This window comes from Hymenobacter cellulosivorans (assembly GCF_022919135.1).
Classification (GTDB): domain Bacteria; phylum Bacteroidota; class Bacteroidia; order Cytophagales; family Hymenobacteraceae; genus Hymenobacter; species Hymenobacter cellulosivorans.
Genome location: NZ_CP095049.1, coordinates 3,042,551 through 3,054,743 on the forward strand (window position 1 = coordinate 3,042,551; position 12,193 = coordinate 3,054,743).

General features: G+C 52.4%; 8 protein-coding genes and 1 tRNA gene. 3 read left to right on the top strand and 6 right to left on the bottom strand.

Annotated elements, in window-relative coordinates; genetic code table 11:
- Positions 1-186: 186 nt before the first annotated feature.
- From MUN80_RS12955 to MUN80_RS12965, 3 genes are read right to left on the bottom strand one after another with little or no spacing between them, the layout of a single operon-like run.
- A complete protein-coding gene (locus MUN80_RS12955; RefSeq protein ID WP_244724801.1) occupies positions 187-822 on the bottom strand; it encodes a hypothetical protein in 636 nt (211 codons plus the stop codon).
- 29 nt (positions 823-851) lie between these two features.
- Complete coding sequence (locus MUN80_RS12960; RefSeq protein WP_244724805.1) at positions 852-2,057, bottom strand: site-2 protease family protein; 1,206 nt, start codon at positions 2,055-2,057, stop codon at positions 852-854.
- Positions 2,035-2,688: an HAD family hydrolase gene (locus MUN80_RS12965; RefSeq protein WP_244724807.1), complete on the bottom strand. Its 654-nt coding sequence runs from the start codon at positions 2,686-2,688 to the stop codon at positions 2,035-2,037. The genes MUN80_RS12960 and MUN80_RS12965 overlap by 23 nt, the downstream gene beginning before the upstream one ends.
- A gap of 131 nt (positions 2,689-2,819) precedes the next feature.
- Between MUN80_RS12965 and MUN80_RS12970 the strand changes: the two genes are divergently transcribed.
- A tRNA-Ile gene (locus MUN80_RS12970) sits at positions 2,820-2,896 on the top strand.
- On the opposite strand, the gene MUN80_RS12975 is transcribed toward MUN80_RS12970, so the two are convergent.
- Positions 2,859-4,460: a recombinase family protein gene (locus MUN80_RS12975; protein ID WP_244724808.1), complete on the bottom strand. Its 1,602-nt coding sequence runs from the start codon at positions 4,458-4,460 to the stop codon at positions 2,859-2,861. The two genes, MUN80_RS12970 and MUN80_RS12975, sit on opposite strands and share 38 nt — an antisense overlap.
- A gap of 541 nt (positions 4,461-5,001) precedes the next feature.
- Here MUN80_RS12975 and MUN80_RS12980 point away from each other — a divergent pair.
- Complete coding sequence (locus tag MUN80_RS12980; RefSeq protein ID WP_244724810.1) at positions 5,002-5,565, top strand: helix-turn-helix domain-containing protein; 564 nt, start codon at positions 5,002-5,004, stop codon at positions 5,563-5,565.
- Between the two features lie 371 nt (positions 5,566-5,936).
- On the opposite strand, the gene MUN80_RS12985 is transcribed toward MUN80_RS12980, so the two are convergent.
- The gene (locus MUN80_RS12985) at positions 5,937-6,428 is read right to left on the bottom strand and encodes a DUF4113 domain-containing protein (RefSeq protein WP_262922076.1); all 492 of its coding nucleotides are present in this window, start codon (positions 6,426-6,428) and stop codon (positions 5,937-5,939) included.
- Between the two features lie 472 nt (positions 6,429-6,900).
- Positions 6,901-7,200, bottom strand: a complete 300-nt coding sequence (locus MUN80_RS12990; protein ID WP_244724814.1) for a helix-turn-helix domain-containing protein — start codon at positions 7,198-7,200, stop codon at positions 6,901-6,903.
- Positions 7,201-7,635: 435 nt separating this feature from the next.
- Here MUN80_RS12990 and MUN80_RS12995 point away from each other — a divergent pair, with 435 nt between their 5' ends.
- Entirely contained in the window at positions 7,636-12,189 is a 4,554-nt protein-coding gene (locus MUN80_RS12995; protein ID WP_244724815.1) for a DEAD/DEAH box helicase, read from the top strand.
- Positions 12,190-12,193: the final 4 nt, after the last annotated feature.

A 12,193-nucleotide genomic window follows, 5' to 3' on the forward strand; every position in this document is an offset into this window, starting at 1 on the left:
GCATCAAGGGAGTTGTTTTTCAAGGTCTTGCCTTCTGTTAAAGCAATATATAAAAATGTGTATAAAAGCAGCAAATACTGCCACTTGCCGTACTCCTTTGGGCGGGGTGACCTACCGTCGTAAGCGGCCAAAAAAAAGGTTCAGTAAGTAAGCCTTACCGAACCTCATAGAGTGGAAAACCAGGGCCTAATTTACGTAGGGGGCATCCAGCACCTGCCCCATGCTGACCAGGGGCGCGGCCGGCACCTGGCCCGTCAGGCGGGTAGCCAGGGCCCGGGCTTCGGCCTCACTGACCACGTTGAGGTGCTTGAGCCAGTGCAGACGCTGGAGCTGAGGTTCGATGATGCCTAAAGGGTTGACGGCCGCGTAGTGCTCCTTGAGGTAAGCCTTGGTGCGCTGGTCGAGAGCCTGGGCAAAGTGGTCGAGGGTGTGGCGCTGGCTGGGCCGGTCGAGCAAGTTGATGGTGGCCCGGGCCGTGCCCAGAGTGAAGTGCTTCCACCAGTTGTTTTGCCCGTAGACATACACCCCAACCACCAGCAGACCCGCCCCAAATGCAGCGGCCCACTCCAGGTTGGTCAGGCCGCCCGGGCGCTTGGCGGCGTGCTGCAGCACCGAGGTAGCCACCCAGAACAGCGCAAACGGCAGCCACTTGAGCTGGGGCGTGGAGGTAGTGCGCTCTACGCGCACGGGCAGCACTTCCTCGTAGGGCATTTCAAATTCCAGCAGGGTGCGGCCCCGGCCGTTGCGCTGGCACACGTACAGGCCGTGAGGGCGCAGCGCCAATTGGGTAGTACGAGTAAGCTGACGTTGTTCGAAAAACATACAGACTGCCGGCCGGGCCGTATAATACCTCACTGAAAAGGCGAGGGCGAAAAACAGAGAACGAAAATAGCAAGCATAATCCAGCCCAGCACCTTACGCCCCGGACTCAAGGGCCGCTCATCAGGAGCTGGCGGGTGGAAAATGCCCATAAAGCGGCTCAGGAGCAAGCCAAATACTAGCCAACCGGGGTTGCCGAAGATGCCCGGCACGGCCAGTGTGAGAGCCAGCTGGGCGGCCAGTACGCTTAGGGCCAGTAGCAGCGTGCGGCGCCCCGTGGGCACCACCCGCCGAAACACGACGAACAGATACAGCGCGTACGGCACGCCGCCGTACAGCCAGACGTCGGGAGTGGTCTGCAAGGTGAACAGGCCTAGGCCGGCATAGAAGACGAAGCCCACGTAAAACACCGCCGACAGCCGGTTGAAGCGCCGAAAACCCAGCAGGCCGTAGAGAATGTGGCCCCCGTCGAGCTGACCGATGGGCAACAGGTTGAGGGCCGTAAAAAACAAGGCCAACAACCCCGCCAGCAGCACCGGATAGTGCATCAGCTCATTGGGGTGGGGCAGGCGGGCCGGGTCGGCAAACCAGTGCTCCAGCAGTTGGTACAGCAGCGGCCGGCTCAGCACCATTCCTTCGCCCTGGCTATATACATGCTGGGCGTAGTCGGCCCCAAAGACGCGGTATTCGGGGTGAATCTGGAACACGTAGTCCCAGGGCGGCAGGTGGGTAAAACCGTAGATGAGCACTGGCACGGCCACCAAAAAGCCCGCCAGCGGCCCGGCCAGCCCGATATCAAAGAACTCCTTGCGGGAGAATATCCGGTCCTTGATGCGAATCACGGCCCCAAACGTGCCGATGGTATTGAAAAAGCCCGTGAAAAACGGAATATAGTAGGGCAGCGTGGCGCGCACCTTGTAGTGGCGGGCAGTGAGGTAGTGCCCAAACTCATGCACCGTCAGCACGCCCAGAAACGGCAGGGAAAACCACAGCCCCCGCAGAATCTCGGGGTGGCTAAACCAGCCGGTCAGCCGAAAGCCCTGGCCCTGGTCGAAGAAGGGCCGGCCAGTTATCCACTCGGCGCCGGCCAGGGTTGTGGTAACCAGGGTAATGACGAACAGCAGCAGGTGCAGCCCGTACACGCGCCAGCGCGGCGGCTCGGGCCGCTCGTAGCGGTCAAACTCAATTTCCGGAAAGGTATCGGGGGCAGGTGCGTCAGGCAGTGGGAGAGAAGGCACGGATGGCAGCGGGAAGGGCGTCGGTGAGGGTAAGGGGCGGGGCCAGAAACAACGTGTGCAGCCCAAGGCGTTGGGCCGTTTCGATGTGCTGGATGCTGTCTTCAATAAACAACGTTTCGTCGGCCTTCCAGTTCATTTCGCGCAGGGCGTGCTCAAATATCTCGGTGCCCGGCTTGCGCAGCCCGACTTGCTGGGAGTAGAACACCCGGTCGAGGCAGTCGGCAATGCCGTGGACCAGCCCGTACTGCTGCTGGAGCCGCCGGTTTATTTCCTCGATATGAATCTGGTTGGTGTTGCTGAGCAAAGCCGTTTGGTGACCCTGGGCCCGCAGCTCGGCAATAAAGGCTAGTCGCTCAGCCGGCACGTCAAGCAGCATGGCATTCCACGCCGCGTCTAGCTGCTCGTCGGTGGCCTCCAGGTCGTAGTGCTGGCGCAGACCAGCTCGAAACTCCGATGGCGTCAGGCGCCCGGTTTCCATGTGGTCAAACAGCTCCGACTGGCTTTGCTGGTTGAAGGCAATGGTGCTGCTAGCGCGGCTCAGGGCGCGCATGGCGTCCACGGTCAGTTGGTAGTTGATATTGATGATTACCCCACCAAAATCGAAGAGCAGGTTAGGCTTTTTAGTTGGCATACGCTTCAGGAACAGGCTTCTCCGGTAGCCAGGCTGCTGCTGCTGACCGGCTACCCGCGTTTAAGAATTGGAAATACGGCTGCAAACTTCGAAGTTTGCAATGCCGAAACCAACTCCGGAAGGTTTTAGCCGGGCCTATAGCTCAATCGGTTAGAGCAGCTGACTCATAATCAGCAGGTCACTGGTTCGATTCCAGTTGGGCCCACCAAACCGGACTTGACACTTTTTATGGTGTTGGGTCCGGTTTTTTCGTTTTTGTTAATGTCTGACAGAGACGCTATTACAGCGAAAACGGTGTTCTGGCGGTCAGTTCGATTAAAGCCTATTTCAGGGGCGAAGGCAATGCCGTTTGGGTGGAGCATATGTTGCAGCTTTTGGCGGGTGATCAAATTCGATTTCTCCCACATTGTGAGAATGTTAGTAGCCAGGTTGACTGCAAAATCAATGTAAGCTTCGAGGTTCGATAAGCTTGAACCCAAGCTTTCCAAAGTGGCCTGCAAAGGTTCCAGTTCCTCAGCGATGATTTTGCGACTGTACTTCTGATAGGTGGTCTGATCAAGGTCCCCCAAGGCGTAGCGGGCCTCCATTTTCTCCAGCTTAGCTTGTACTTGCTTAAGAGAAGTTTCTACAGCATTTTTCTCTGATGCGCCTTCTTGGTTAAGTTGAGTAAACACAGTTGCCATCCACGCTTTCAAGGGCTTTATCAGATGCGGAAGCAGCTTGTAGCCGCGCAGCAGATCTTGGTAAGCAGCATGAAGTTGACGAGCACCGATATTGAGTTTGCACCCAATGGTATTGCACTTGTAGTACCAAAGCGCTTTTGCTTTGACTTCATACCCTGTGAGAGGTCTACCGCAACGATGGCAGCGCACATGGTGCTTCAGCGGCAAAGGGGATACTTCTTTGGCGTGGACGTACCCAGTATCCGGCTGCTTCTGGAGATTATGCAGCTGGAGGAATTGATCGGGTGTGATCAGAGCAGGGTGACGCCCCTGAATTACTGCGCCATCAAGGCTGCTATGGCGGATGTAACCGCAGTAAAAAGGGTTCCGGAAAGTTTGCCCAAGCAGACTCTTCGACAGCTTTACGCCACGTTTACGCAACCATGCTATCAACTGTGTGTTGCTGAAGCCATCTTCCAGCTTCATGCGAAACGCCTGCTGCAGGAGCTCACCGGTCTTGTTGATAACAATGATTTGCTCGTTACCCTGCTTGGACATGGTGTAGCCAATAGGGGCTCTTGCTGTCCAGTAGCCGTTGCGAATCCGCTCCTTGGTGCCTGCTAACGCACGCCTCGCCCGAAGCGAGTTATCGAAATTGCTAAACAGCAACTGAATCGACTGAAATAGCTGTCCTTCCGGAGTGCTTGCATCGACCTGCTGCGTTACAGCATCAACAATAATTCCTTCGCTCCGCAGTTTAGCAATGAGAGCAATAGCGCGTCCTCCAGTACGAGAGAATCGGTCATAGCTGAATACAATGATGCGGCTAATGCGGTTGGATTGCTGCTCAACAAACTTCAGCATACGACTGAATTCCTTACGGCCGTCGTCTTTGGCACTTTCATAGGTGCCACCGAAGTACTCAACAACTTCATAGTTGTTTGCTTTAGCGTGCTCCCAGCATTGCTTTTTTTGCAGTTCTAAGCTGTGGTTCGTATCCGCCTGTTCTTTAGTGGAAACACGGGTATAAATAACTACCCGGTTAGTGGTGCTCCTTCCAGCTTGTTTGCTGGGCTTTCCAAATTGTTGCAGTGCAAAGTTTTTATGCATTGGCACTGGAAGTTTGAGTTTGATTGAATACGACGTACGCCAACTGGGCGAAGTGCTGCAGTTGTGCATTTATCTGTTCGGCTTCCTCATCTGAATAGTGAGCGCAGCCAGGGTACTTCCGCAGGTCGTTAGCCGACAGCGGGAATGATGGGCAAGAAGTAGTGGAGGTTTTCACGGCTAAAACCGTTGTTTAATGAGCTTAGTATATTCGAATAGTTGCACTTTTCGAATACTATGAACTCGTTGTTTGGGAATCATACCCTTGCCCGCTATGCTCCGCGAAAAATGAATAAAAGCGTGTTTGGTGCCTCTAGCAGCCACCTATGTTCTGAGAAAAGGCTGCTATGGAGGAGGGCGAGCTGGTGGTGTTAAGCACTTATGAGTAGAAGGAGACATGGGGAATTAATGATGCTAATTTGTTAGGAGTAATTAGTCTCAGCTTTGATAATCAATACTTTGATTTTGTCAGGCTGATTAAGTTTACGCAAACATAGATACTTTTGTTAACAAGTAAACAAATATTTTGGGTTATATTTGCTTTATGCAGACACTTAATGAGAAAGTTCGAGCCATCCGGTTATTGAAAGGCATCACACAGGAGAAGGCTGGACAACACCTTGGTACTACTAAAGCCAACTACAATCGCATCGAAAAAGGGCATGTAGATGTAAGCCCGGCTAAGCTGACTAAGCTGGCGGAGCTATTTGAGATGAGCCGTGAAGAGATTCAGAACTTCCAGTCTGAAAAGGACCAGGCTGTAGCTGAGGTTGATCAACTCAAGCAGGAAGCTGATCAACTAAAGCAGGAGATTGCCCGATTGAAAGGGTATATCAGTCAGGCTGATGATTTACTTACTGAATCCCAAACGTTTTTCAGCTACTTCTTCCAACTACTGTTACATGTCTTTCCCCAGGACGGGGAAAACGCTGTTTCTCTATCGCAGCTTAACCAAGAGTGGTCAAAGTTGGTAAGCTATTCCCTTCAGGAATATGAAGCTCATCGCCACGAATCACCTCTTGGTATTGCGAAACAACGAGATTTAGATAGCGCTGTTATGGGTATGCGGCAGCAGTTTTTTCACCATAACAAAGGAAAAATACAATAAGCCGTTATTGCTTAAACGACAATGATATCAGTATACTAGGTGTATTGCTTGTAATATATTGATTTATAAAATGTTATAGTGTATTATGCGGAATGGCGTTGGGTGATTTTTTCGGTCAATGCACCGGTAGCACAGCCGGTCAAAGTAGCGGTTAGAAATATTCAGGATCTTGTTAGGGTGCAAAAACACTCTAAAAACGCGTAATGGAGCACGTTGATTGGGTTTTGTCCGGTCAACGTGCTCCATTTTTCTTACGGCTATGTTGGGCTTATGCGGCTAAGACAATGCCGAACCTCTCTTACGCTTCACTTAGGAGATTCTTTCATTCCTCAATGGCTCTTTAATCAAGCCTATAAAGGCTTTTTGCCTGCTTAACTAACCATTAGCAAATCCTCTAACCGAGTCGTGTACTGGGGAGTGCGCCACTGTATTTTGCCTTTCCAAGGGGCTCTACCTTGATTAGGAGATAGCGACAAAGCTGCCAATTGTACGGTGCCCTTCCCAAAGCGCCGGTTCAGTGTATCCAGCTCCACCATGAGCTTCGCTCGCTTCTCACTCAATGGTCCTGCCTCAAAGAGGTTGAGCTGCGTCTGGCTCGCGGGCTCTACGCCATCGAGGATTACCCCGGCTTTGGTGTAGCGGTTCTTGGGCTGCCAGAGGCGCTTAAGTGCTACTCGGGCCACGCGCACCAGCTCTACCGTATCGCTGGTGGCCACCGGCAGCGTCAGCACCGCCGAGTAGGAGTAGGGGGGAGGCTCCAGGCCATAGCGACTCTTGCTCAGAAAGACGGTCATTAGGTGAGCCGCATCGCCCTGCCGGCGCAGCTTCTCGGCTGCTCGGGACGAGGCGTAGCAGGTTAAAATAGGAGGTTACTTTGGGCCCGCAAAGTGAGCGTATATGGCTGATCCAATAGACCATACTCACTCGTAGGATAGGCAAACGAAGCACCGTGAAGGCTTTGTTTGCCTAAGCCACCGGTGCTGCACCGGCCAGTTAGCTGGAAACAGGGTTTTTAAGTACTGGAATAAGGTCGTGGGCCACTAGGTCAAACCGGTAAGTTAGCCGGAAACGCCATTTTTGCCTTTCCGCCCTGAAAAGTGGGAACAACCGGTGGAGTCACCGGAGGTCTCACCGGTTGGAGCACCGGAGGTCTCACCGGTGAATTTTATAGAAAAAAGCGGTCAGTAACAGTGTAAAAGGCTGAAAAACCACTGATTTACACGGAGAAATGACTATAAACACATATTCCGTAATGTGTAGTGTTTCCCGACGCCAAAAAAGAGGATGAGAAAAGAGCGGCCAAGCAGATTTCTAATGGGTGCCTACGACGAACTGCTAGCGAGCACGGCTCTGTAGATACTGCACCAATTCCTGCCGGGCATACAGCACCCGTTTATTGCTCACTGCATAGCTATGCACCAGGCCTTGCCGGCGCAGCTTATTTAGTGTCGGCTTCGAAAGATGTAGGAATTCGAGGGCCTGGTTAGTCGACAAATACTCTGCCTCGGCGACTGTAAATGCAGGAGTAGTCCCAGAACTTGTGCGAAGGAGCTTCTCAAGCGCGAGGAGTTGCTTGTCTAAGAGACGCGAGATTAATTGTTCAAGTTGGGGTAGGGTGGTGATGAGCAGTTCCATATACGAAGGGCTGAAGGTGAAATAAGAACATTGTACAAAGTACCCAGTCACTACCTTGTCGGCTCCAGCTTCTTGTTTATCACAGGTATCCTCCTGTACTTTGGAGCGAATAGGGTACGCTAAAAGCGCATCCCATAGCGGGCATCGGCTGCTTGCTGCAGGAAGAGAACTGTCTGCTGAGCTAGATCAGCCGAGAAAGAGACCTTGGTCAAATCCATGAAGCGTAGGGCTGCATCCTCGTATAATATCTTCTGCAAGGAGGCAGAGTGGTCAGAGTTCGTATAGGCCGCCTGCAGTAAAGGCTGGGTGGCCAGGGTAAGGTTTGCCCGAGAATACCAGCTTGATCTACATTTCCATCTTCAATTAGATTTAGAGAAGTAACTTGGTAGCCCGCAATGTAAAATCGCATTGCGGGCTACCAAGTTACTTCTCTATTTGCCACTGTTCATCATGCAGTTACAAGCAGGTTATTTTATTGAAGAATTAGAATCATTACTACTTAAAGGAGCAGCTGCTAATAGCGTAAGGGCTAAGGAAGAGCTACAAAGTCTACTCCATGAATTATCGTGGTTTGAGGTGCACGGTAACACAGCCTTCAATGCTGCAGCCCCTGAATACGATGCAGTAGCTCCTTATGCGATCTGGTCCGTGGCGACCAATCTGATGATGCGCGGACTACCGACCCGGGCCCCACTAAGCCTAGCCGCCGCAGTCCTTTCCGAAAATTGGCCGGCTAAGACAAACTGGCTTAATGAGTCCGGTCAACTTGATTTCAATGCAATTGACGAGCGGGGAAGCCTGCGGTTCATTTTGCCCGAGATGGACAACAGCGCCGGGTGGGCAGGGCTACTGTGGCGGGCGCTACATCCCCTTGACCCAAGGCTTCAACCAGGCTCGGCCTTAAATCAACAAATAGAGCGTTGGCGTACCGATGGATCACTTGACAGCAAAGCAGAGCAGGATTTCGCCGCACTGCTATTGCCTGACCAAGGCGGCGACGCGTACCTAACGCAACTTCTACAGCCCCAAACTCAACTTCCAGGGCTATTGAATTGGAGCGCTAACGAAGCCGAACACCTGCGCAAGGAGAGAGAAGTACGGCTCGGCGATTTTGTGGCTCAGGCAGCCGACTTCACCATCGCCTTTCCTTATTCATGGCAGCCTGAAAATGCCGGGATGAAACCGGAGGGTAGCCAATACCTGTGGCCCAACCGAGTTGTGGGCGTAGTCTTGGAAGTGGACGGCCCGCATCACCTTGAGGATGCACAAGCACAAAAAGACAACCGACGCGACAGTGCGGCCCTGGCAGCCAACTGGTTTCCGATACGCCTGCCTGTGGCAGATAAGAGATTTGTCGACGCCACGCAGTGTATGGCTCCTCTACGCGAAATCGTGGGTAAGCACCCTTATTTCCTCCAGCTTAGTGCCAATTACCACCAGTCGCTACTAAAAACAGCTGAAGGCCTACAGGCATTGCAACTAACCTTGGGGCCTTTAGCAGTGGCTCGGGTGCAACGCACCCTGTTGGAGGCGCTGATGAACGGCACCATTCCTCCCCAAAGGCTACCAATCCTCGCTGGAGATTCAACCCGGCCACTGCGCTTGGCTATTCTTGAACGCGACGTGCCTTGCGCCCAGCAAGGCGTTGCTCTGCTGTTGGAACTTCTCGAACGTCTTTATAAGCTGGAAGGGAAACTACGAGTAGTGCCAACTATTGAGCTTCATGTCTTTCCGTCTGAAGAATTTCCTCAGCCAACGCACTTAACCCATCCTGGGACGGTTGTTATGGAGACCGGCATTGCGCCGAGTGCCGACGACAACTACGATTTACTGCTCGATGTATCGATTTTGCAGCGACCGGGTTTCTCGCAAGCATCCGTGCTGGTTGGCACTAAATGCCTGACAATACGCACAGCCCACAGTGCCCGCCGGGCTCGTCGTTTCCGCTCGGCTCCGTTAATAGAGTATCCCGCACTAGTAGACTACGACCCGGCTAATGAGTCGTATACAGAGAATACGGATGACCAAAAGGAGCGGTGTCGTATTCTAGAATCCCTGGTACAGGACATCTTTCGCAAGCGGTCCCTGCGACAGGGACAGCTTCCTATTATTAGCCGGGGCTTGCAGGGAAAAAGTGTTCTGGGCCTGTTGCCAACGGGTGGTGGCAAATCCCTCACCTTTCAGCTGGCGGTGTTGCTGCAGCCCGGCGTTGCCCTCGTTGTAACGCCTATCAAGTCGCTGATGCAGGACCAGTACGAAGGCCTAGTTCGCAACTGGATTGATGGCGTTACCTACCTAAATAGCTCCGTCATTGGTCGTTCGCTCAAAGATTACCGACTCCGTCAGCTGCGTGAAGGAGAACTGCTGTTACTCTTCGTATCACCCGAACGGCTGGTTATCAAAGAAGATTTCCGAGACCACCTCGACCAAATGCGGAAGTCAACACCGCGGGTAGGCTTTAGTTACTGCGTGATTGACGAAGCGCACTGCGTATCCGAATGGGGACACGACTTCCGCACACCCTATCTGAAGCTGGGTGAGAATGCCCGTCGCTTTTGTGGCACCTATTCCGGCAAAAACGTGCCCCTGTATGGGCTTACCGCTACGGCCTCGTTCGACGTGCTAGCGGACGTACAGCGGGAGTTACACTTGGATGAAGACCAGTCGGCTATCATTCGAACAGCAACCATGGCCCGGCCCGAGCTGCATGTGCGAATAGTGCCAGTAATGGATAATATTCAGGAAGAAGGGGAAGACAGAGAAGATGGAGAGGACAAAGAGCCAGTAGAAGTAAATAGCAAGGACGTAGGCAACGCTAAGCATGAGCGCCTAGAAAAATTGTTGGCGGAGATACCTAACTCCTTACTCGCGTTGAATGGACAGCCGTCCTTCATTCCTGTTGCCGATGAGTCGCTAGAAAGCAATGCTTTACCCGCATTTACGCCTCCACCTCCGTTCGCGGAATGGCCAGCTGGGTTCTATGCATTAGCCCCTGGGACTAATAAATTGGCGCAGGCAGGCCTCATCTTTTGCCCGCACAAGAATGGCGTAATTGGCGTGCGACAGGTACATGCGAACCTGGAAGCACTCAGTAAAAAAGGCCTGAAATTGGAAACAGGCTACTTTATGGGCTCCGATGATGACAGCGCCACCAAGGATGAGGACCAGTTGAAAATGCAGAAAATGCAGACTCGGTTTGTCAACAGCGAACTGAATGTAATGGTCGCCACTAAGGCATTTGGTATGGGAATCGACAAACCGAACGTGCGCTTTACCGTGCATTACGGCTATCCTGGCTCCATCGAAAGCTTTGTGCAAGAAGCCGGGCGAGCCGGCCGCGACCGAGCGGTTGCGCTCAATTATATTCTCTACCATCCTACGGTAGATTTCGAGACGAATAATTTCTTTTTCGAGCGCTCCTTCAAGGCGCGTAATCAGGAAGTGCGGGTACTGCACGAGCTATTGACCCTAATTACCTTCCCATCGCGGGAGTGCAGCGCACTCAATGCTCTTTTAAGTGATGTATTCCCGGAAAAGGAAATCACTGCGCGGCTCTATACTCGGAAAGGCGCAAAAGGGCCTGAAGCTCTTTACCTGCAAGATGCCAACGGTGCGAAGTATGGGCGCATAGTTGTTTCAAATCCCCAAAATCTGCTTGGTTACATTGAAGACAAAGAACCGGCAGCTGACTCTGCGTTATTAAATAGAGTAGTTAATACTGCCGTTGGCTATTTAATGAGCTTGCCGCAAGAAGCCCGAATCACCTCAAGGGCGTTGGTGGAGGCACTGGGTGGCGGAGTAGCCCCCGGCACTATCGAAGGTATTCTTCCTCGACTGGAACGCGTGAAGGATGGTGAGCATCCCGGCGAGTTAACCATCGGCTTTTGCAATGGTACCATTTGGGAGCTTTGTCAAGACGCAGTTAGGTTTAATGTTCATTTCACCGAGAAGGAGCTTGAGAAACATGCAGGTGCCACCAGCGGGGATGGGTTTGCCAATGCTGCCGGCCGGGACGTTACCAGTCCTACAGGCCAACAGGGAATGCCAGCCGAGTTAGTTAAGCTGTTTGTTAAGAAACACGAGCGGATACGGCTTGAAGCGGATACGGCCCGCGCTATCCACCGGCTTTGCCTGCTTGGGGTTATAGAAGATTATACCATTCAGTACACCGAGAAGACGTTCAGAGTAGTACTAGCGCCTAAACAGACGCCTGATGAGCTACGCGACACCTTCCAACGGTATCTGGCCCGCTACACTACCCCAGAAAGCGCCAAGGCCCAGGCGGAGGCCGTTGTAGAGGAGCAGAAAGGCAAAAGCCTCATCGAGAAATACATTGGGGCCCTACTCAACTTCAATGATACCGAAATTAGAGCGAAGCGTGAACGGTCAATTCTCGATATGGGGGATGCGTGCAAGCTAGGCTCAAATCCCAACTATAATTTGAGCGAACATTTCGATCTTTATTTCAACTCCAAGTATGCCCGTCAGAAATATTTGCCAACAGACACATTAGAAGGTAAGCATTTCGACCAAGACCTTATTTGGAAATACCTGAGATTCATGGCGAGCCCACCTGACCTTACAGGAAAAGAGCGGGACAACATCAAGCACCTTCGCGGAGCCTGCTCCCGCCTACTTGTCGCTTCACCGCACAATGGTGCCCTTCTGCTTCTGGGAGCCTTCTCAACACTATTTCTGGAACTTACCAAGCACCCGGAGGACCGTGTTAATTCATTAATTGAATCAGCACAGAAACAATTGTTCGAAGGATTCTTAAACTATGATAGGCTAGGCACAATGACGCTCACTGAACTGGTCGCCTTTGTGCAGAAATTCGCTCTGGAAACCGGGCGCTACGATATACGCATTGGCGATTATGTTACTGCCAACATCGAAGAACCCTTACAGCTTCAACTGCACACCCGCTGGCTGACAGACTTCACCACCCGCTTCTGCAATATCACACCTTCTTCGGCGCTCACGCATTAACTCG